A 23,862-nucleotide genomic window follows, 5' to 3' on the forward strand; every position below is an offset into this window, starting at 1 on the left:
TATAAAATTGGTTTTTTTATCTACCCTGATACGGTTAAGAGTAATGAAAATAAAGATTATCCTCAGGTACCACAATACCTAACTGCATTAAGTTCTCATCAGTTGGGTAAACCCGCCAATCATCATTTAAATTAACACTGGCAATGGCAAAGTCGGTATAGACGTTTAAGGCAACGGGAATGCAGCCATCATTTTGATTGAGGGGTACCGGCGAGATACCCATACCGTCTTGATCATTATAATAAGCCTCCATTGCATCATTGTCATCAGCTTCTTCTTCAAATGAAGGGGCAGCAATGCTCGGAATGCTATCAAGCTGAGCAGGTTTTAATAAAGGCTTTAAGGAGTCTAAAAGTCGAGTGTCTTCACTGTGAATCTTAATGCTAATCTTCTTCACCCAGCGTTGACGGCATTCAAGGAGAGTATAAGCGTTGTCTAAACGGGCAAACAGGCGACCGTCACGGTCTCTAATACCGCCTTTAATGACAATGACCTCGTCAACCTTGAGCTTGTCTTTAATGCGGTTGTAACGCTCAGCATAACAGCTTACCTCAAGCCGCGCCGTTCCATCATCCAAGGTAATTACACAGCGGTTTCCGAAGTTAGCAATGTCCATAATCAGGCCAGCAAACAGAGTGCTGCCGTTATAGCCAGTATCAGATAGGCTATCTAGACGGGCATTGCTGGTATAGACCGCTACCTCTTTGCGGTATTGATCCATTGGGTGCCCAGTCAGGTACAGACCCAGGGTGTCTTTTTCAGCTTTAAGGCGGTGTTTATCTCCCCAAATCAGTTCAGGGCCAGTAGGCAGTGGCGGGGCAGTGGTAGCGTTATCCACTTCACTAAATAAGTCCATCATGCCCATTTCGTTATTTTGACGCTCTTGCTCAGCTGCCTGTACCGCACTGGGCAGCTGCTCCATCAAGGCACCGCGAATTTGGTGATGTTGGTCATCGGCTAAGTCAGGACGTAAGGTAATGGCAAAGTCATCAAAGCAGCCAGACTTGATTAGTGCCTCTAAAGTGCGCTTATTAACTTTCTTAATATCTACCCGGCGACAGAAGTCATAGAGATCGGTAAATGGTCCGCCCATATTTCTTGCGTGGACGATAGATTCGACCGCACCTTCACCGACCCCTTTAATTGCACCAAGACCATAAATGATATTGGTGGGCTTATCGGCGACAAAGTGCCATTCACTGCGATTAACAGAGGGGTTATCGACAGTTAGGTTAAAGTTCTCACGGCAGTCATTGATAAAGAACACCACGTTTTCAGTGTGATGCATATCAGAGGTTAATACCGCGGCCATAAACTCAGCGGGATAGTAGTATTTTAGATAAGCAGTCTGATAAGCTAAGACACCATAAGCCGCCGAGTGAGATTTGTTAAATCCGTAACCGGCAAACTTCTCCATCAAGTCAAACACACCGCCAGATACCACAGGATCAATGCCTTGTTTGGTCGCCCCAGTGACAAAGATATCCCGCTGCTTGGCCATCTCTTCTGGTTTTTTCTTACCCATAGCGCGGCGCAGCATGTCAGCCCCGCCCAAGCTGTAACCTGCCATGACCTGCGAGATTTGCATAACCTGCTCTTGGTAGACAATAACCCCGTTGGTGTTCTCAAGGATAGGCTCAAGGTTAGGGTGGTCATATACCACCTCTTCACGACCATGCTTACGGTCAATGTACATCTCAACCATTCCGGCATCTAGCGGGCCTGGGCGATATAACGCACACATGGCGATAACGTCTTCAATGTTGGTAGGTTGCAGCTTTGACAGGTATTTTTTCATACCCGAGCTCTCTAGCTGGAATACCGCTGTGGTCTTAGCTTCTTGCAACAGTTTATAAGCATTCTTGTCATCTAGCGGTAAGTCTTCTAGCTCAAGTGCTGGCTTTTGTTCCCGAGCTCGGCGCTCATTAATGTTCTTAACCGCCGCATTAATAACGGTTAAGTTTCGCAGACCTAAGAAGTCAAACTTAACTAGGCCGACAGATTCCACATCGTCTTTATCAAATTGACTGACTCGGTGACCCTCTTCATCACAATAGATGGCACTAAAATCTGTAATTTTATTTGGAGCAATCAATACGCCCCCAGCGTGCTTACCAACGTTTCGGGTTATGCCTTCAAGTTTAAGCGCCATTTCCCAGATCTCATTGGCATCCTCATAATCCATATTATCTGGGTTTGAAAGCAATTCTTTTAGTTGTGGCTCCTCAAGCACTGCATCTTGTAGTGAGATACCTGGAGTCTTGGGAATCAGTTTTGAGATTTTATCGGCCAAACCATAAGATTTACTTTGAACACGCGCCACGTCACGGACCACAGCTTTTGCTGCCATGGTACCGAAAGTGATAATCTGCGATACCGCTTCACGGCCATACTGACTGGCCACATACTCAATCACGCGGTCACGACCTTCAATACAAAAGTCGATATCGAAGTCGGGCATAGACACACGCTCTGGATTTAAGAAGCGCTCAAACAGTAAGTCGTAATGTAAGGGGTCAAGGTCGGTAATATTTAGGGCATAAGCCACTAAGGATCCGGCTCCTGAGCCACGACCTGGGCCTACCGGTACGCCATTGGCTTTGGCCCAGCGAATGAAATCCATTACGATTAAGAAGTAGCCTGGGAATCCCATTTCCAGAATAATATTTAGCTCATGCTCTAGGCGTTCATCATAAGGCTTTCTAACCTCAGGCCAAGTGTCATCTCGATCGGCAACTGGATATAGCTTATCTAAGCGGGCATCAAGTCCTCGCTTCGATTCAGCACGGAAAAAAGACTCAATGGTTTCGCCTTCAGGCACAGGGAATTCAGGTAATACGTTGATACCTAGAGTTAAAGTCACGTTACAGCGCTTGGCTAGGATAACGGTATTATCTACCACTTGAGGAATATCTGAAAAAAGCTCAACCATCTCAGCTTGAGTTTTTAAGTATTGTTCACTTGAGTAATCATGAGGACGGTTGGGGTCAGCCAGAACGTGAGAGGAGGCAATACACACTCGTGCTTCATGAGCGTCAAAGTCATCTTCTACCAAGAATCGTACGTCATTATGAGCCACGATGGGGATGCCATGACGCTGACCTGCCAAAATGGCTTGTTCAATAAAGGTGTCTTCACCCACACGTCTAGTGCGTTTTATAGCAAAATACAAGCGGTCTTCAAACACAGACTGATACTCAGCTAGCAGCTCATGGCCTCGCTCAGGGTTTGAGCCCATTAAAGCCTGTCCGACATCTGACTTCTCGGTAAATAAGATAATAACCCCGTCACTATTGGCCATTAAATGCTCTTTATTGACAATAGGGACGCCTCTGTTCTCAGGATTCATACGCCCATCTGTAAATCCTAGCGACACAATACGGGTAATGCTTTGGTAGCCCTCATTGTTCATTGCCAATAAAGTTAAGCGGGTGTTTTCGTCATCCAAGATAATCTCAGCCCCGATAATGGGCTTAATTCCTGCATCTAGGCAGGCACGATAAAACTTTACAGTGGCATATAAGTTAGATAAGTCGGTTAAAGCTAATGCCATTTGGCCATCAGCTGCTGCCGCTTTTACCAAAGGTTTGATACGAATAATGGAGTCGGTAATTGAAAACTCGCTGTGGATGCCTAAATGTACAAATGCCATAAACGACCTGATTTTAATAAACGGATTAGAACAAACAAGCAAGATTGTGGGCGAGACAACTGCTTCTGAAACTATAGAGTTTGTTTAAGTAAACTTTAGAGAAAAGCTATATTTTATCAATAACTTAATGAAAGGTTTTCTGCTTTGAGTATTGTGATTTTAATACGCAGATATAGGGTTTAATTAGGGGTTAACTATAGCATTTTTACGCCCATTTAGGTATCCAAGTTGCAAAATTAAGATTGTAACTTAGTGTGATTATTTTTGATTTTTATGTAACTAATGTTAGCTAAATATGTTTTACTATGGAGAGCTTTAAAAAAAATTACACAGTAATTTAATCAAGGATAGAGAATGCAGGATAGTAAAGCAACTACAGTCACTATTTCTCAAACGAAAGAAATAAAGAATTCTGAGGCAAAAGAGATAGGGGCGGTTCAAGTATCAATCACCAATACTGTAGATAGTGTCAATGAAGCAGAGGCCTTTAAATTTTGTATTGGATTGACAAATAGCAACGATGAACCAGTATTGGCGCATAAAGATGTGGCAATTAATGTCATTTGTACCGGCATAGCAGCAAATGGGGATGAGTACATTGGCAGTAGCATTATTATCATTGCTTCAGGATCAAGCAGTACTAACTTTTATCCTTTTACAGAAAAATATCTTAATGTAGAGCAGATAGATAAGTTAGGTATTGCCTTAACTGCTATCAAAGAAAGTGGATTTGCAGACATAACTATTGACCCCAATCACAACTTTGTAGAGCTGGCTGTTGTAAATTATCAGCAGGATTATTTTAGTGTGACAGCGTTAACGGTAGATGGGGTAGCAGGTGTCGTAGAGTTCACAGTTTCATTATCTAGAGCACCTATCACCCAAGAAGCCTCGGTAGATTATTTTTTAGGTAGGATAGGTGCAGCGAATATAAACTCTTATCAAGTAGATTCAGGGACTTTAGCTTTTAGCCGAGGTATTACTTCACATACAGTTACCCAATCTTTCTCTAACGTTGACTGCACACAATGTAATAGTAACTTTGAGGTAGTATTAACTAATAGTGTCAATGCTCAAATTAAAGACAGTTCTGAGTGGGTTTATAATAGGCATAACCCAAATACACAACCTGATTTAGCGTTGGTTTCTATTGTAGATAGTAGTGATCCAAACTGTGAAATGCAGCAGTTTCACGCCGACGGTGGCTCATTTGCCATCGAGCTACGAGACAACAAGGGAGATCTAAATATTGCCAATACTGATGTGACAGTTGAAATTCATTACTGGGGAACCATGACAGATGAAACAGATTTCGTAGGAAAAACAAGTTTAATAGTCCCTGCCAATAGTGCAAGTTTTGATTTTGATATTGCAGCTTTAGATGAGTATATTGTTAAGCATTCAGAGGCTGTCAATATTAAATTAAGTCAGGTTTATGGCGGTGGTTTTAAAACCATTGTCATTGATCAAAATAAGTCAGCAGCAGCAAATATGAGTATTAGGGACATAGGATAATTTCAAATAAATGGCCTGAATCACTGTATTGTATATAGCAAGAAATTTTTAATAGATCATATTTAATAAGACATTTTTTATAAGCCACACTCTTAAGAGTGTGGCTTATTTTTTTGTCTTTAGTTATTAGCTCAGCTAGCTCTTGGCTTAATTGATTCATTTTTGAATAGAGGATTTAGTACGTTTATACCATTACCTCAATGAAGCACGAAAAGTACTATCGGTATAGAGCCATGGAAGTATTGTGGGTGTTTTAAGCATAAAAAACTATATTTACTAAGAATTTTTTGAGGCTTTACGCTTAATAAGTTTGTAAAGGTTGTAAAACAAAAGTCATGTCTCTGATTAATTTGCATGAGCCTATTAGTTAACAAAACTTATTAGTAAATACTAATGTCAGAATTTTAGTCGATGGGTAGGAAAAAGGATTTGCTTAACAGCTTTTAGTAAAAAGACAAATCAATAAAAAAGTTGTTGTCTCCTTCGATGTAATCATTTAGCTAGCGTAAATTAAGGATATCTTCAATGAAAACAACAGTTAGAACACTTATAGGTACATTACTAATAGCGACATTATTACAGGGATGTGCTACTCAAAATGGAATGGTCAGAGTAAACGATGTTGCTTGGCATCCCAGTGAAGAGGTAGATGTGGATGCTATTTTAAATACAGCTACTCCTGAGGGCACAACCCGACTGGTGTTTTATCGTCCGATGGATAAGGATGACTCCCGAACAGGAGTCAATATCGCGATAAACGATGATTATCAGGTCAGTCTTCATCCTGGAAGCTTTACTGCAGTTTATTCTTGTATCGGGGATAACCGGCTGAGCAGCAAATCCTCTGAACTACATACCAATGACTTATTACTAGATCATAAAGTTTCAAATATCAAAAATAAGGAGACTCAATATTTCGAAATAAATGTCAATGAAAACCGTGTTGCAACGTCAAAGCGTGTATCTGAAGACCAAGCTCGTGCCGCTATGGCAGGTATGTCTTATCAAACTCATCAAATAAGCAAGGTCATTCCACACTGTGCCCTTCGCCCACAACCCAAACCTCAGCCCCCTAGCGCCCCTATTTTAGAAGAAAAAGTAACCATAAAGCTTCAAGTTCTTTTTGATAATGACAAATCAGTGGTTAAACCTCAATATCTGAGCGAACTGTCTACTGCCGCCGAATTCATGCAAAAGTATTCAGATACAACGGTTGTTATTGAGGGTCATACCGACAGTAATGCTAGTGATGCTTACAACATTGCTTTATCAGAACGTCGTGCTCAGGCAGTGAAAGAGGTGTTTATTAATCAATTCGGGATTAGTCCAGCTCGGATTCAAGCGATTGGCTATGGAGAATCACGGCCAATTGCCTCAAACGCAACTGCAGAAGGAAGACAGATGAACCGTAGAGTAGTCGCTGTATTACAACAAAAATAATATTAAAAGGCCTAGCTGAACAAGATTTAGCGGGTCGACCCAAATAATTACCTAGCAAAAATAATCTGGATGTAATTAAAACTATAAATCATTTAAAAATTCAACAAGGAAAGATAATGAAAAATATCATTGTAACAACAGTAGATTCAAGTGGAGTAGTTGCAAAAAACGCTCTTTCAGACAATGGGCCAACGGTAATCAATGCCACAAAAGACGCTAATTATGAGTTTTTTGACAATGTTAAAGGATACGGTCCCGACCATATAATCACTCGGCGTGTCGATAACGATTTAAAGGTTTCCTTTGATCGCACCGGTACAGAAGAAGACCTTATTATCAAAGATTTTTATCAAGAGAACAGTAACAGTGCGCTTATAGGCGCGTCAAAAGAGGGTGAGCCTTACTACTACATTCCTGATAGTGCGGAGCAAGCGGACTTTGTATCGCAGCTTCAAGACGGTGCTGTACAAGGTAATGCATTAGGCGGCGAAGAATTTGTACAACCGTGGTGGATAGGCGGATTGCCCGTTTTAGCCGCTTTAGGTATTGCTTCAATTGGTTCTGATGATGCTGAACCTCCTACTGTTGATACCGTCATTAATCCTCCAACTGTAGAAATTACTGAAGATGCTAACAATGATGGCATAATTTCAGCAAGCGAGCTGGATGGGACTGTGGGGGTTTTAATCACAGTGCATCCAGAGACAAATGTTGGTGATACTTTAGTCATAACCAACCCTGATGGATCCATGGATATAGTTGTTATTACCCAAGATATCAAAGACAACGGCTTGGTATTAGAATATCCAGCGCCTGCTAACGGTGAGACTATCGAGGTTACCGCCTATGTTGCCGATCAACAAGAGAATATTTCAGAGCCTAGTACTGATTCAGCTGTTGTAGAGTCTCCTGCGATTGTCTCCTTATCTGGTGATAGCAGTATTAATGAGAACGCTGGCCCAGCCACTTACACCATTACTTTAGATAAAGCTTCTGATACCGATACTGTGGTTACTTATGAGGTACAAAATCAAACTACCGACAGTAACGATTTTACAGGTCTCACCACGGCTACAGTTACCATACCGGCAGGTGAGGTGAGTGCGGTTATCGAGGTGGGTATAAATGATGACGGCGTCTATGAGGGCGATGAAAACTACAATGTGGTTATTACTGAGGTAACAGGGGGTGCGCAGTTAGGTAATGATGATACGGTTAATACGATCATTATAGACACTGATATGATGCCAAGTGTGAGTGTTGATGATGTCACTGTGAGTGAAAGTCTCATGGGAGAAGACGTTGTGGCAACATTTACGGTTACTTTGTCACATCCTAGTTCTGAAACGGTCGAAGTTAGCTTTAATACCGATGCAGGTACAGCAGTGGATGGTGCGGACTACACCGGGGTCAGCGGAACAGTAACTTTTGCGCCAGGTGAGACTACCCAAACTATTGAAGTGCCTATTTTGGATGATGTTTACGATGAAGCAGATGAAACTTTCAATGTGGTTCTAAGCGCACCTGTCAACGCTACATTAGGTAATAACGGCATTGGTACTATTACTGATGAAGAGCAGTACCCTGATTTAGTCGAAGTATCTATCGTTGATAACTATGATGCTGTGAATGAAGGTGACACGACAACCTTCCCAATAGAGCTTCGTGATGAAGCGGGTAATTTAATAGTAGCAGCTACTGATGTAACTGTTACGGTTGAATATACAGGTTCGGCAACTAATGGTGATGATTACACTACAGTAAGTACCACAGTAACCATTCTAGCAGGCACAAGCTCAGTCAATCTTGATATTGCAACGCTTACTGACTTATTAGATGAAGACTTAGAAGATGTGGTTATTACTATCACTGAAGCGACTGGCGGTGGTTTTGAAGCCATTGGTGTTGATGCTGATCATAGCGTTGCAGACGTTGACATTATTGACAGCTCATACACCACTATTGAAATCAACGACGTAACTGTTGACGAAGATGCCGGTAATGCAGTATTCACAGTAACTTTAACCGGCGATGCCCCAACAGCTGACGTAACTGTCAACTACGCGACCGGTGATGTTACTGCTGTGGATGCTTCCGATTATACCGGTGTAACTGGTACTTTAGTATTCCCAGTCGGTACATTTACGCAGACCATTACGGTGCCTATTTTAGATGACAATATTGCTGAAGCACCTGAAACGTACACTGTGACCCTAAGTGATGCGGTTAACGCCACAATTTTAAACAATGGTGTAGGTACTATTACTGATGAGTGTAATACTGATTTAGACTCAGTTTATGTGTCAATTGTGGATAATGTTGATTCAGTTTATGAAGGTGAGGTTGGCAGCTTTACGGTAGAGTTAAGAGATGCTGATGGCAACCTTAATGCAGCTATAACGGATGTCATTGTCGATATACATTATAGTGGTGTGGCCATTGATGGAACGGATTATGTAGGGGTGGCAAGTGTCACTATACCTGCTAATAGCTCGAGTGTAGTTTTTGATATCACAACATTGGATGATTATATCGCTGAAGGCTCAGAGATTGTAAACATTGAATTAAGCAGTGTAACTGGTGGTGGTTTTGAAGCTATAGCCGTTGATCCCACTAAAGCCACAGCAGATATGGAAATAGTGGATGAATGCTGTGATACCGAAGCGGTGATGGTTTCAATTCATGACTACATGGCTGATGTTATTGAAGGTGGTAATGGGGTATTCCCAATCGACTTACGTGATCAAGATGGCAATCCTATAAGTGCAATTACCGATACCACGGTAGATGTTCACTACAGTGGCGTAGCCATTGATGGTACAGACTTTACAGGCGTTGCTACTGTGGTTATCCCTGCAGGCAATCAATCTACAGTCCTTGTATTAGAAACAATTGATGATAACTTTGCAGAAGGTTCAGAGCTGGTAAATATTGAACTTCACAACGTATCAGGAGGAGGTTTTGAGTCTATAGAAATTGATCCAGATCATAGCACGGCTGATATGAATATTGTCGATGATTGTGATTCAGTTTTTGTATCCATTCTAGACTTCACCACTGATGTTGTAGAAGCTACTAGTGGTCTATTCCCCATCGTGCTCAAGGATGCTGATGGCAATGCTATCAATGCAGTCACTGATGTCACAGTAAATATTGAATATAGTGGTGTTGCCATTGATGGTACTGACTTTACAGGGATTGCCAGTGTTGTAATTCCTGCAGGCGCTCAAAGCACCAATCTGATTCTACAAACTTTGGATGATAATATCGCTGAAGGGTCAGAAATTGTTAATATTGAGTTGACAAGTGTTTCAGGTGGTGGTTTTGAGGCCATAGCAGTTGACCCAGTAATGTATGTCGCTGATATGAACATCGTCGATGACTGTGATCCAGGTGACCCAGTTACTGTTTCTATTTTTGATAATGTGGATTCAATTTATGAGGGCGAGTCAACTTACTTCCCTATTTCTCTTACCAATGCTGATGGTGATCCACAAATCGCAATTACTGATGTCACAGTAACCATAGAATATACAGGTTCGGCAACTAATGGTGATGATTATACCGGTAGCTTTACAGTTGTTATTCCTGCGGACTCAAGCTCAGTTAATTTAGACATTAACGCGTTAGAGGACCTGTTACCAGAAGGTAATGAAATCGTTGATATAACCATCACTAATCCTGTTGGCGGCGGTTTTGAAGACATCCTCGTCAATCCTGCGGCTAATACTGCTAACGTAACTATTATTGATAGTACTGTTGAGATTGTAGAGGTTAGCCCAGCCCAAGCTACTGAAGGCACTGATTTAGTTCATACGGTCACACTTAGTAGTGCCAGTAGCAGCGACAGTGTTTTCAGCTTTAACTTAGCAGAAGGCACAGCCACCGAAAATGTGGATTATTCAAATGTTGTTAGCTTCAGTGATGGGGTCACCTTAGATCCAGTAACAGGTGATATTACTGTACCAGCGGGTGTTACCAGCTTTACTGTAACCTATCCAACGATTGATGACAGCTATGCAGATGATGGGGAAACTACCACATTGTCAGTAGGCGGTGTGACAGGTGAGGGTACTATCAATGACGAACTTGATCCTCCCTTCGATCCTGAAAACCCACTTGATCCGGTTACTGTATGTATTGTAGATGATGTCGATTCGATTAATGAATGGGCTGTTAATCCTGACAATATCGGCAGCTTTCCAATTGAAATACGCGATCAAAACGGTGATTTAATAGTTGCAGCGACAGATGTCATGGTTGATGTGATTTACTCAGGCACAGCTAACAATGGCGATGACTTCACTGGTGTTCTCCAAGTGACTATTCCGGCGGGTACAAGCTCAGTTAACTTAGATCTAGCGGTGATAGATGACTTGCTAGCAGAGGGTGATGAAGTTGTTAATATCACCATTAGTAATCCTGTGGGCGGTGGCTTTGAGGGTATTAGTGTTGATCCTTATGCCAATACTGCTGATATGATTATTAAAGATGATGATTATATTCAGATTGATGTTGAACCGACTGCGGCTTTTGAAGGTGATGATTTGGTTCATATGGTTACGCTGAGCAACCCTAGTGCGTCTGATGAAACCTTCAGCTTTAGCTTAGTAGAAGGCACAGCTACTGAAGGCGTGGATTACTCAAATACGGTCAGCTTTAGTGATGGGGTCACCTTAGATCCAGTAACAGGTGATATTACCGTACCAGCGGGTGTCACCAGCTTTACTGTAACCTATCCAACGATTGATGATAGCTATGCAGATGATGGGGAAACCACCACATTAACCATAGGCGGTAGTAGTGCTACAGGTACTATCAATGATGAATCTCCACCTGATTTGGTTGAAGTATCGATTGTAGATAATGTTGATTCAATCTACGAAAGTAATTTAGCTCCTGATAATATCGGCAGTTTCCCAATTGAGCTTCGTGATGAAGTCACGGGTAATTTGGTAGTCGCTGCGACAGATGTCATGGTTGATGTGACTTACTCAGGTACAGCTGACAATGGTGATGACTTCACTGGCGTTATTCAAGTGACAATTCCGGCGGGTTCAAGTTCAGTTAACTTAGACCTAACGGTTATAGATGACTTGCTAGCAGAGGGTTATGAAATTGTTAACATTACTATCAGCAATCCTGTAGGCGGCGGCTTTGAAAGCATTGGTGTTGATTCTGACGCTAACACCGCTGATATGACCATCATTAGTGATGATTATGCTGAAATTACTGTCGAACCGACTGCAGCCTTTGAAGGTGATGATTTAGTTCATATGGTTACGCTAAGCAACCCTAGCATGACGGATGAAACCTTCGGCTTTAGCTTAGTAGAAGGCACAGCCACTGAAGGCGTGGATTACTCAAATACGGTCAGCTTTAGTGATGGGGTCACCTTAGATCCAGTAACAGGTGATATTACCGTACCAGCGGGAGTTACCAGCTTTACTGTAACCTACCCAACCATTGATGATAGCTATGCAGATGATGGTGAAACCACCACATTAACCATAGGCGGTAGTAGTGCTACAGGTACTATCAATGATGAATCTCCACCTGATTTGGTTGAAGTATCGATTGTAGATAATGTTGATGCTATTAACGAGGGTGAATCAGCTACTTTCCCAATTGAGCTTCGTGATGAAGTCACGGGTAATTTGGTAACCGCTGCTACTGATGTGACAGTTACATTGGAATACACAGGCACGGCAGTCAATGGGGATGACTATACAGGTACCACCACTATAACGATTCCAGCCGGTTTTAGCTCAGCTGACCTTGATATTGAGACCTTGACAGACTTACTAGATGAGGACTTAGAAGATGTGGTCATTACCATCGCTGACGTAACTGGTGGCGGTTTTGAAGCTATAGCTATCGATGCTGATAATAATGTAGCTGATGTCGAAATCGTTGACGACCCCTACTATCAGGTAGCAGTTGATGACGTAACCGTTTATGAAGATGAAGGTTATGCAGACTTTACCGTAACTTTAACTGGTGATTTACCGCCAACAGCTGATGTAACAGTTGACTATGCGACAGGCGATGTGACTGCTGTAGATGGCACCGATTACACTGGGGTATCAGGAACAATAACCTTTGCAGCGGGCACCACTGTATACACTCAAACTATTCAAGTGTCTATTATCGATGATTTAAGTTGGGAGCCTACTGAAACTTATAACTTAATACTAAGCAACCCAAGTACAAATGTTAGTATTTTAAATAGTGGTACGGGTACTATTTTAGATATTGACCTATTAGCAGTAGACGATAGTGCTGAAGCTATTGAAGCAGGTGGTATTAACAATGGATCAGGCTCACAAGATGCCACAGGTAACTTGTTAACCAATGATAACCCAGACCAAGCTGATGCTATAGTAACCGATATTAGAGTTGGTGGAGTTGAAGGTGGTGGCAGTGCTGGCACATTAGGAACGGCATTGGTAGGTACTTATGGCACGCTAACAGTCAATGCTGATGGAACCTATGTATATGAAGTTAATGATAATGATGCCACCGTTCAAGCCTTAAATGATGGTGATTCATTAACTGAAAGCTTCAACTACACCATGACAGATGGTGCAGGCTCAGATATTGCGGTATTAGAGATTGTAATTAAAGGTAATAATGACTGCGCCATTCCGACCGTTACCTCAGTGACAGTTTCAGAAGAGGGTCTAACAGAGTTCGATCCAATTCCTGATACCACAGGCAATAATGATACAACGGACAGTACTGAAGCTACTGGTTCAATCAGTTTTACAGACGTCGATAATTTTGATGCTAGTGACTTCTCTATTGATTTAGTGGGCCCGACTGATATTACTGTGAAAGGTGAAACGGTCAGTTGGACATGGGATGACTTAACCGGTCAGTTAACCGGTCAAGTAGTCATTGAAGGAGATTTGTTAGATGTTATGACGGTTGACGTAGGACCGATTACTACTGACGGCTTAGGTGGGTTTGTAGCTGACTATAATACAACCTTATTACACGCTATTGACCACCCTAGTAATAATGATGAAGACCAGATTGACGTTCAATTTGAAGCCAGTGTCAGTGATGGCATACAATCAGCTAGCACCGACTTTGCGGTTACTGTTGAGGATGACAGACCCGCTCAATCAGAAAGTAACATTGATATTGCTGCTGCAACATCAGACTCAAATATCACTATCATTCTTGATACTTCAGGCAGCATGAATAAGCTTGTTGTTGGAGGTAGTGGTGAAATCCGTCTCGATTTAGCAAAAGCGGCTATTGTGAAGTTACTAGAAGGTTATGATGAGACCGGCGATGTTAAAGTTCAGCTAATCACTTTTGCTACAGAGGCTCAGGCCCAGCCGCAATGGATGACTATCGATCAATTGAAAGCCATTCTACCTAGCATAGTTCCTGATGGATGGACTAACTACGATGCTGCATTAAATGAGACGATTAATAGCTATGATAGTCCCGGAGCTATCTTTGATGCCAATAACTATTCGTACTTCTTGACAGATGGAGAGCCAATTGTTGGACAAGGAACAGAAGATGATTTTGGTGCAGGTTATAGTTACTTTGGCTCAGACGCAGGCATTCAATCTGGAGAAGAAACATTATGGACTACTTTTTTGAATGCTAATGACATTAAATCTTATGCCATTGCTTTCGGTCCTGATGCTAATAATAATAATTTAGATGCCGAACTTGAACCCATTGCTTATGATGGTCAGATTGGTGAACAAGGGGCAGCTGATCTTGCCAGAAGCATTACTGATCTAAATCAACTTGACGATATCCTTATCGATACCTTGCCTGACATCATAGATTATGGTCTGGTTAATGGCAACTTGTTTGGTGCTGATGAGGGTCACGTCTTAACCTTTACCCTAGATGGTATTACTTACAACTATGATGGTAGCGATGGCTCTATGACAGCAACTAGCCCACCATCGGACATATATAGCTATGACCCATCGACAACAATGGTTACGATTAATACCCTAGCACAAGGTATTATGACGCTAGATTTCGAAACAGGTAAATACACTTATGAGACTCAATCTTTAGTGGTTGATTATCAAGAAGACATTACCTTTACCCTTATAGATGATGATGGCGATAGTGTTCAATCAGAGCAAACTATCTTCGTTTACAGTCTATCTGCGAAGGACGATAGCGTTATCACTAATGACCTTACGGGTACATTGGAGTTAGATCAAGCAGTACTGGTTGGTAATGACAACACTTCACCTAACTCTGAAGTAACAACAACCTTTGATGTTAATGGAGGTCAAACCTCGGGTGTTGATCCAGTTATCTATACCACCACTGACTTTTCAGGAGTGAATTCATTCGATTACACCATTTCTGAAAATGAGGTTTCTAGCTCAGCGTTAGTGAGCATTGAGTACCAACAAGGTGATACCAACACAGTTCAAGGTACCAATGCCTCAGAAACTTTAGTAGGCCGTGAAGGATTAGATGACACCCTATTAGGTTTGGATGGCAATGATATCCTGCAAGGAAAATCTGGAGATGACATATTGACAGGCGGATTAGGGGAAGATACCTTTATCTGGACAGGCAATGACATTGATGGACCGCTAACCCCTGATTTTGATATTATCACTGATTTTGAAGCGGGTGATAAGCTAAATCTAAGCGATTTACTACAAGGTGAAACCATAGGCGATGCCGCTAACCTTGCAGATTATTTAAATTGGGATGCCGTAACCGAAGTGCTAAGTGTGAATGCAGATGGTGACTTTAGTGGGGGTTATTCTGCCGCTCAGAGCGATCTAAATATTCAAATTGATAATTACGCAGGTGATTTTAATAACTTGGTAGATAATCATATTATTTAGTGGCTAAACAGGATCAAGCGTTACTCGCTAACGCTAATCTAACTAGCTAAGCTTCTGTCCTACAATATGCTCATAAAACCAGGTAGCCATATAGTCGGACCATAAAAAAGCCTGATAGTAAAAGCCAGAGTATTAATACTCTGGCTTTTTTTTGGTTTTATTTCGTTAGCCTGAGATACCGAGACTAGACATGAGTGCAATTAGTATATTTGTACTATAAACACTGGTATCGGCTAAGCCTATAGTAATTAAGTGTCATTTACTTTAATAAACAAAAAACAAACAGGTCTTGTTATGAATCATACAAATCAAAAAATAATATCAGACGTATTCAACATTAATAATAAAAACATCATTAATTATAAAGGTATAAATAATAATGCAGAAGCAGCTACCGCTATTTTTCAATCACAAATATCAGCGATAGACCCAAATTTTGTGCTAACTGTCTTGGTTGATAATATCACTGCAGACAATGTTATTAATATCGTTGAGGCCAGCCAAGAGGTTTTGATAACCGGAACAGTAGCTGGGAATTTTGCAGAGCTTCTTTCGGTTAAAGTAACCATAAACAACAAAGAATATGAAGCCAACCTGGATTCAAACAATACTTATTCAGTAGCCGTATTGGGCAGTGAATTAGCAGCTGATAACTCTGTTTCAGTAGCGGCCTTTGCAGTTGATTTAGTCGAGAAGATCTATAGTGGTCAAATAGAGCACAGCTATGAAGTACAACTTGATCCCCCAGTTGCCCCTAACGTCATCATTACCGAAGATATTAACAATGATGGAGTTATCGATAACTCAGAGCTTCAAGACACAGTTGATTATGTGGTAACAGTAGATGCAGGTACGACTGTAGGCAGCACGCTGCAAATCACCACGAGCTATACTGAGAATGGTGTGGTCACTGATAATGTCATAGACATAATAGTTACCGAAGAGATTATTGCAAATGGTTACACCGGATCGCTTACGAATGTTACCAGTCCCGCCGATGGTTCAGCGGTAATGGTGGACGCTATTATCATTGATGAGTATGAAAACGTCTCACCCAACAGTACTGATTCTGCCGTATTAGATCTACCAGCAACTGATCCTTGTGACGAACCCGGTATTGATGCTACACCGATGTATTTATGGCATTTAGGCGCCAACTTAACAGACAGTGAAGGCCCTTCAGATCAACGTGGCAAAACAGGTGGTAAATATGGTGATGAGATTAATTATGCAACCAGTGATTTCAACGATGCAATCTATATTGGTTATAGCGGATTAGACAGCCACGGTAATTTAATAAGATCTCCTTGGGATGGTGACTTTGAACGAGATCATGGAGATGGCAATGCATTATGGAGCTTGGAGACCTATGGTGGTAATGATTTGGTGCATATTCGTGAAGATCAAAATGCCTATACCTCTGCCAAGTTAGGTGGCGGTAATGATACTTATTATGTTCAAGGTGAAATGGATGCGGTGTTTGGTCTCGCCAAAACTAATCTTGAAGCTCGCAGCTATATTTATACCGAAGAGTGTCATGACACGGTAGTTATTGGTGGTAATGGTGAGGGTAAGGTCACTGGCTGGGGTATTGATGGAGGGCGTATCTTCACCGGTAGTGGTAACGACAACGTCACTGTATATGGCGAAATGGATGATGGGGGTGTTATCGATTTGGGGGCTGGTAGGGTGGAATATGCCCTAGATGAGCAGGCAGCTTCCTCTGTAGACAGTTTCGAGAACACAAACTATCTCTCCATTACTCATAACCTTGGTAATGCGGGCCACTATGACTTCGGTCATGTCTTCGGTGGGGATGCCAATGACAACGTTGAAATTGGTACATTTGTAGAAGGCACCAGTATTATCGATTTAGGACAAGGTGATAATAACATTAGTATAGGCGATGATTTAGATGGTCAATCTAGTGTGATAACCGGTGCTGGGGAAGATACTCTGTATATTGGAGATGATACTGAAGATCAAGCAACTGTTAACTTGGGAGATGGAAATAACAGCATAACTATCGCCAGCTATGTTGAAGACAACTCAATTATCCGAGTGGGTAATGGTAATGATGTCATTGATGTGGCCAGATCCATGGTGAATCACAGTCAAATTCATTTAGGTGACGGTGACAACACTCTAAGTTTTGGCAAAAATATTTTGGGGGCAACCCATATCACAGCGGGTGCTGGCGTGGATACGCTTGTGGTAGGTCATAAAATTGATGGCCGTGCCGATATTGACCTAGGAGCCGGCGATAATATTATTACTACGGGTGATGATGTTGACGGTCATAGCCGATTAACCACAAAGGAGGGTAATGATACGCTAACTGTGGGTGAAGATGTTGAAGACTATGCGGTTATTGACTTAGGTGATGGTGACAATACTATTAATATCGCAAGGCATATAGAAGATCATTCAACCATAGTTACTGGTGATGGGGCGGATGTTTTAACTATTGATGGCTCAACTTTAAATCATGCTTCAGTACACCTTGGAGATGGTAACGATATTATCAGCGTTGCCAATAGTGTTAAGGGGGCATCAACTATAGATTTGGGTATGGGCGACGATATGATCACAGTGTGTGGTTCAGATTTGTCAGGTCTTATCAATGGTGGCTCAGGTACAGACACACTCATATTAGATTATAGTCTAAATAGCCATTTGGTAGACGGCAACAGACATATTACCAATGCCACCACAGAGAATTTAACTGGTATCGAGAGGGTTGAATTAAATGGCCAGAATGTATTGGATATTCGCTTTGAGGATTTATTGCTTGATACTGGCCGTGAATCGGCATTATTTATCAATGGCAATGACTTAAGTAAGGTTGATTTAGGATCAACTAACTGGAGTAGCGATGGGGCGTCTAAAGCCAAAATGGATGATGTGACTGGAGGCGATTGGTCGTTAGCCACTAGCGAAGTTGTCGCTGGCGTGGGTTATGACGTGTATCAACATTCACATGCTTTGAGTCCTATAAATGATGTCTATATTGAACAGGGGGTTGTGGTTATTTAGTGAGTAACTATGGCAATTACGCTTATCTAAGTATTGTATTAATTGCAAGGAGTGATATTAATAAGCTGTAATTATGCTAATGTAAATAATATGAAAAGTTTACATATTGAGGAGGTGGGTAAGAGGTCTTTTGAATTTTGAGGCTGCAGCCCTTTAAATGCTTAGCTAATAATGAAAACACTATGATGAATAATTCTACGGATAAGAAAAACATCCTGCTAATAGATGATCATGAGCTATTTAGGGTAGGACTTCGTCTCATATTAGAGCCTGTAACTGATGCCAATATTATTGAAATAGAAAAAATTAGTGACCTAAGCTTAGTCAGTAGTCAAATAGATGTGGTATTGCTCGATATTTGTCTCCCAGGCATCAGTGGTCTTGAGGGTATGTCAATTATTCAAAAACATTGGCCTAAAGCGCGAATTATACTGCTTTCTGCTTCAAGTTATCATGAAGATATTAATATTGCTTTAGAGTCTGGCGCTAGCTGTTTTTTAAATAAAAATTCAGCCCCTCATCTCATTATTAAAACAGTTCAATCGTTACTAAAAAAAAGAAGCCTAAAAAAGCCTTTCAACAATGGAAATGGCGAGGATTGCTCCGCTATAAATGAACCTAAGCTCATGTTAAGCAATCGGCTATTAGAAGTGTTGGCGTTACTTGCTGAGGGTCTAAGTAATAAGGAAATGGCAGACCAGCTATATATTAGTGAGCACACAGTGCGCAATCATGTCGCCACTTTGATGTCACATTTTGAGGTTCATAATCGGACGAAGATTATAATTGAGGCACAGCGGGCAGGCTATCTTTCTAAGTTTGACTAATCTGACATCTCCTTAGTTTTTTATTCTTATTCCTCTACTAAAGGTTGATGCAATTATGAGAATAACTGATGACATAGGAGAGTTACATAGAGTTATAACCAACCAAAACACAGCAGAAAGGATACTGTCAAAACAAATAAAACATGTAAACCGAGTCTTGCCTTACTTCTTAAGTGGGGTGTTGGTCACTGGGGTTGTTTTCTTTATCATGATGGAGTTTGCTTTACATCCTAACTTAATAAAGATGCCACTACATTTTATTTGGATTATTTATCATAGCCTGACTGTCGTAATATGCTGGTATCTATGGCAAAAGGCTTTATCCGGTTCCACACATATCACCCACAGTCTTATAAAAACCATCTTTACTTATTTAACGGCCTATTTTCTGATATCGGATGTCATAGGCTGTCTTTTATTCTTTTTTTTAAATGAGTACTATGGGCTTGTAGAAATTCAGCCTAGAGTGTTTTATATCTGGATTTTCTATCACAACTTGGCTCTTTATCTTTGTTACTTTAATTGGAAAAACATCGATAAGGTAATTTTTGATATCCAAAATAAAAATCAACTGTCTCCGGTGACGGCAGACATGGATATACAAAACCTAAATTTTGAACCTAGAATTAATCATGAGGTGGACTATCTCGCCTGTTATACCGCCTATAAAGTTTTATTCACTTGTATGTTATTGCTAGGCTGTTTGTGGGCGATTGGTGTGGTTAAAGTAATTACTAATGATTTTGGTCTTTCGGCTCAAATGCTTGTCTCAATTGGCCTGAATTTTGCAATCATTAGTGGTGCTATGTCAAGTATTGGTATCTTTCGGCAGGTTTTCAATGCCTTCGCGATACCCAGTCTATTAACTTGGGCGGGTATTTTGCTATATGTAGATGACACTCAGCTAATAGTTTTATCTATAGTTGTTATTATTTTTGTATTGACCCATTCCTACTTTGCCCGATATAACTGGCTAAATTCGATTAAGACTATACAAGTTTATCTTGAGAATACCCATCTAGTAGCACAGTTGAAAACCAAATCTCAACAGTTACAACGGGTAAGCACTGCCAAGACTAATTTTCTGGCTTCTGCCAGTCATGACTTACGCCAGCCTGCACATGCCCTAAGTCTATTTATTGAAACTTTGTCCAGAACTGAATTAAATGACACACAAAAAAAGATTGTTGGATATGCCAAAACAGCCAGTAAGTCTAGTAGTGATATGCTAAATACTATACTGGACTACGCCCATCTAGAATCAGGTGAAATGATTCCTAATATTGTTTCAACAGATTTGGATTGTATTTTACACAATCTGGTTGATGAATTTAGCGCTGAAGCAGAGCTTAAAGGTTTAAAGCTGCGTTATCATCATACCAACTTATGTGTCATGTCTGACCCAGCTATGTTGTCCTTAATTTTAAGAAATTTTTTGAGCAATGCTATACGCTATACAGTCAAAGGTGGTATTCTAATTGGGGTGCGTTATACGCCGAGTCAGGTCAAGAAGGATAGTACGGATAAATGCAGTTGTCGAGTTAGTGTCTGGGACACAGGTAAGGGTATTAGAACAGATGAGTTGCAAAATGTATTTGATTCCTTTTATCAATTAGAGACTCATACCCAAAGTAATAAAGGGTTGGGATTGGGGTTATCAATTGCAAAGGAGCTAGCAAACTTATTGGAAGTGCCCATAAATGTAAAATCTAAACTTGGTCATGGGTCACAGTTCTATATTGACCTTCCAATTTGCAAAAGTGAGGATGATATCTGCGTTATTGATGAAACGGTTAGAATTGATGAAGTGGCTGTAGTTTCTGTATTGGTGGTAGATGATGAAGAGTCAGTATTAATTTCGATGGAATTACTACTACAGTCTTGGGGATACACGGTGTTAGTCGCCTTTAATGTAAATGACGCTATTAACCAATATCGTTTACATCAGCCGCAGATAATAATTACGGACTATCAATTGGATGACAATAGAACAGGTATGGAGGTATTAAAAACTGTCAATATGATGGCGGCTTTAAATAGTACACAGTCCTTGCCTCAATGTTTGATGTTCACGGGGAATACTTCACCTGAAATTATTAAAGCTACACAGAAACTGGGGGTATCGCTATTGCATAAGCCTATTGCCCCTGATACTTTACGAAACAGGCTAAAAGAGCTTGTTGCTAAGCTGTAAAATTAGTCTACTTTTAAAACTAATTAACATTATTAACTATCAGAGCCATTAAGGAAAGCTAATGCATATCACAGCGAATTTTGATGGCGGTAATATTGAGGTTATTAGTACTGAAGATCCGCAAAACATTCAATTAGCGATACGTCCAGATTATGGTGACCAGTTTTTCCAATGGTTTAACTTTCGTTTGAGCGGTGAAGTAGGTGAGCAGTATGTGCTAAATATTATCAATGCTGGCGAGGCCTCATTGGTAGCTATGTTAGCGGTGGTTGATGAGTTACGTTAGCGAATCATTTTAGCTACAAAAACATCATTAGTTACTACAAATCAATAGACTATTTCGATTGAAGTTCTCCTTTATAATTATTAAGCTAATAATGATGATAAAAGAAGTTTATTTATCATTGGCTGTAATCTTTTAACTGCGCTAGTTTAAAATAATAAAGGAGCACTATATGAAAGCTGCCCGTTTTTACGATAAAGGTGACATACGCATTGAAGACATTCCTGAGCCGACAGTAGAGCCCGGTACAGTCGGTATTGACGTGGCTTGGTGTGGTATCTGTGGTACGGACCTGCATGAGTTTATGGATGGACCCATTTTTATTCCTCCTTGTGGTCATCCTCATCCTATTTCAGGTGAGTCCGCCCCCGTAACCATGGGCCATGAATTCTCAGGCGTTGTTTATGCTGTGGGAGAGGGAGTCGATGATATCGAAGTGGGTCAGCATGTGGTGGTTGAGCCTTACATTATTGCAGATGATGTACCAACTGGTCCTGATGACAACTACCACCTATCAAAAGATATGAACTTCATTGGTTTGGGTGGCCGTGGTGGTGGTCTTTCTGAAAAAATCGCTGTAAAACGTCGCTGGGTACATCCTATATCTGATAAAATCCCCTTAGATCAAGCCGCTTTAATTGAGCCTTTAGCCGTTGGCTACCATGCTTATGTACGCAGTGGGGCTCAAGAAGGTGATGTGGCTTTAGTCGGCGGCGGTGGTCCTATTGGCCTGTTATTGTCTGCGGTGCTAAAGGCCAAAGGTATCACTGTTATCATGACTGAGCTTAGTGCAAAACGTAAAGAGAAAGCCAAAGAAAGCGGGGTTGCTGATTATATTCTAGACCCTTCTGAAGTTGATTTAGCTGAAGAGGTAATGAAAATTACTGGTGACAAGGGTGTTGATGTTGCCTTTGAGTGTACCAGTGTCAATGAAGTATTAGATTCTCTAGTTGAGCTGACCAAACCTGCTGGGGTGGTGGTTATTGTCTCTATTTGGAGTCATCCTGCTACGGTTAATGTACATACTGTGGTTATGAAAGAGCTTGATGTACGTGGTACGATTGCTTATGTGAATAATCATGAAGAGACGATTAAATTGGTTGAAGAGGGCAAGATAGACCTTGAACCGTTTATTACTCAGCGTATTAAGCTAGATGACTTAGTATCTGAAGGTTTTGAGAGATTGATTCATAACAATGAGTCAGCAGTGAAGATTATTGTTAATCCTAATCTTAAATAGATAATCTGTTTAGTTGCCTGTTAAGTTAGTTCGTTAAGTTAATTAAAGCCATCCTTTAAGTGATGGCTTTTTTAATTAGATGTTTCTGACTTAATATTAATAGTAAATACCCCGTTCTTAAAACCACATCATTATGGAACAATTAATTTAGCTGTTTGTACTCAGCAAGTGTAATATTATTAAGTAAATTATAGGGTCTTTCGATGTTATAAACCTTGATCCAGCATTCAGTCAGCGTATTGCCTCCATATAATTTATTAAATAAATAACAATCTAAAACTCATTGCGATAACTGCGATTTAACCTTTCGATTAAGCCTACTGATATTGTAAATTAAAGGGATCAGCTGACACTGCGCCATTAATAATTATGATAAATACTATGTGGTAAAAGTAATAAGAAAAGAGTATAGCTATGAAATATAACGTATGCCTAGTTTTTAATAATAATTTGCAAGATGCAAAAAAAGTCTGGGATTGTATTTCGCCTCTAATGGTATGACCCCTGCCGTCAAATCCGTACACCTAAACTTGGGAGATTTTAATTACGCAGCCTGACGGTAGAAATCAACCCAAACCTGTCTTGGCGATCTCATACCTAAACTCTGCTGAATCCTCGTTTGGTTGTAATCTAACTCAATATATTTGATGATACTGTTGATTGCTTCAAATCGAGTTTTATAATGATGATGATATACTAACTCATTCTTTAAAACGCCCCAGAAGCTCTCTATTGGCGCGTTATCATAGCAGTTGCCTTTAGCACTCATAGATCCTTTAAAACCGTATTTACTGATGATTGTGCGATAATCATCGCTACA

10 protein-coding genes are annotated in these 23,862 nt (G+C 40.7%); 8 read left to right on the forward strand and 2 right to left on the reverse strand.

All coding sequences use genetic code 11. The annotated features are described in order from the left end of the window. Positions 1 to 34 precede the first annotated feature (34 nt). The gene (gene dnaE / locus G561_RS0107215; RefSeq protein WP_028858936.1) at positions 35 to 3,652 is read right to left on the reverse strand and encodes a DNA polymerase III subunit alpha; all 3,618 of its coding nucleotides are present in this window, start codon (positions 3,650 to 3,652) and stop codon (positions 35 to 37) included. 354 nt (positions 3,653 to 4,006) lie between these two features. On the opposite strand from dnaE, the gene G561_RS0107220 reads away from it, so the two are divergent. The 8 genes from G561_RS0107220 (at position 4,007) to G561_RS0107255 (ending at position 23,042) form a co-directional block, all read left to right on the forward strand. After that, positions 4,007 to 5,167 carry a hypothetical protein gene (locus G561_RS0107220; protein WP_028858937.1) on the forward strand — a complete coding sequence of 387 codons (1,161 nt, stop codon included), beginning with the start codon at positions 4,007 to 4,009 and terminating at the stop codon, positions 5,165 to 5,167. Positions 5,168 to 5,692: 525 nt separating this feature from the next. Beyond that, the gene (locus G561_RS0107225) at positions 5,693 to 6,607 is read left to right on the forward strand and encodes an OmpA family protein (protein ID WP_028858938.1); all 915 of its coding nucleotides are present in this window, start codon (positions 5,693 to 5,695) and stop codon (positions 6,605 to 6,607) included. Positions 6,608 to 6,723: 116 nt separating this feature from the next. Further along, positions 6,724 to 15,462 (forward strand): Calx-beta domain-containing protein, encoded by an 8,739-nt coding sequence (locus G561_RS0107230; RefSeq protein WP_028858939.1) that lies wholly within the window; start codon positions 6,724 to 6,726, stop codon positions 15,460 to 15,462. Between the two features lie 294 nt (positions 15,463 to 15,756). Continuing rightward, positions 15,757 to 18,498 (forward strand): Ig-like domain-containing protein, encoded by a 2,742-nt coding sequence (locus G561_RS0107235; RefSeq protein ID WP_028858940.1) that lies wholly within the window; start codon positions 15,757 to 15,759, stop codon positions 18,496 to 18,498. Positions 18,499 to 18,680: 182 nt separating this feature from the next. Continuing rightward, on the forward strand, positions 18,681 to 19,325 hold the full coding sequence (locus G561_RS0107240) for a response regulator transcription factor (protein WP_051584430.1): 645 nt from the start codon (positions 18,681 to 18,683) through the stop codon (positions 19,323 to 19,325). 55 nt (positions 19,326 to 19,380) lie between these two features. After that, positions 19,381 to 21,519: an ATP-binding response regulator gene (locus G561_RS0107245; RefSeq protein ID WP_028858942.1), complete on the forward strand. Its 2,139-nt coding sequence runs from the start codon at positions 19,381 to 19,383 to the stop codon at positions 21,517 to 21,519. A gap of 61 nt (positions 21,520 to 21,580) precedes the next feature. After that, positions 21,581 to 21,805 carry a M14-type cytosolic carboxypeptidase gene (locus G561_RS0107250; RefSeq protein WP_028858943.1) on the forward strand — a complete coding sequence of 75 codons (225 nt, stop codon included), beginning with the start codon at positions 21,581 to 21,583 and terminating at the stop codon, positions 21,803 to 21,805. Positions 21,806 to 21,974: 169 nt separating this feature from the next. Further along, the gene (locus tag G561_RS0107255; RefSeq protein ID WP_028858944.1) at positions 21,975 to 23,042 is read left to right on the forward strand and encodes a 2,3-butanediol dehydrogenase; all 1,068 of its coding nucleotides are present in this window, start codon (positions 21,975 to 21,977) and stop codon (positions 23,040 to 23,042) included. A 544-nt stretch (positions 23,043 to 23,586) separates the two neighbouring features. Here the strand turns inward: G561_RS0107255 and G561_RS0107260 are convergent. Continuing rightward, positions 23,587 to 23,862: integrase core domain-containing protein (locus G561_RS0107260; RefSeq protein ID WP_028858945.1), on the reverse strand; the 276-nt coding region annotated here is incomplete at its 5' end.

The sequence above is a fragment of the Psychrobacter phenylpyruvicus DSM 7000 = NBRC 102152 genome (assembly GCF_000685805.1).
Lineage (GTDB): Bacteria > Pseudomonadota > Gammaproteobacteria > Pseudomonadales > Moraxellaceae > Psychrobacter > Psychrobacter phenylpyruvicus.

Excerpts from the sequence above, each read along its gene's own strand:
- dnaE (WP_028858936.1), bottom strand. The coding sequence starts at position 3,652 with ATGGCATTTGTACATTTAGGCATCCACAGCGAGTTTTCAATTACCGAC.
- G561_RS0107220 (WP_028858937.1), top strand. The coding sequence starts at position 4,007 with ATGCAGGATAGTAAAGCAACTACAGTCACTATTTCTCAAACGAAAGAA.
- G561_RS0107225 (WP_028858938.1), top strand. The coding sequence starts at position 5,693 with ATGAAAACAACAGTTAGAACACTTATAGGTACATTACTAATAGCGACA.
- G561_RS0107230 (WP_028858939.1), top strand. The coding sequence starts at position 6,724 with ATGAAAAATATCATTGTAACAACAGTAGATTCAAGTGGAGTAGTTGCA.
- G561_RS0107235 (WP_028858940.1), top strand. The coding sequence starts at position 15,757 with ATGAATCATACAAATCAAAAAATAATATCAGACGTATTCAACATTAAT.
- G561_RS0107240 (WP_051584430.1), top strand. The coding sequence starts at position 18,681 with ATGATGAATAATTCTACGGATAAGAAAAACATCCTGCTAATAGATGAT.
- G561_RS0107245 (WP_028858942.1), top strand. The coding sequence starts at position 19,381 with ATGAGAATAACTGATGACATAGGAGAGTTACATAGAGTTATAACCAAC.
- G561_RS0107250 (WP_028858943.1), top strand. The coding sequence starts at position 21,581 with ATGCATATCACAGCGAATTTTGATGGCGGTAATATTGAGGTTATTAGT.
- G561_RS0107255 (WP_028858944.1), top strand. The coding sequence starts at position 21,975 with ATGAAAGCTGCCCGTTTTTACGATAAAGGTGACATACGCATTGAAGAC.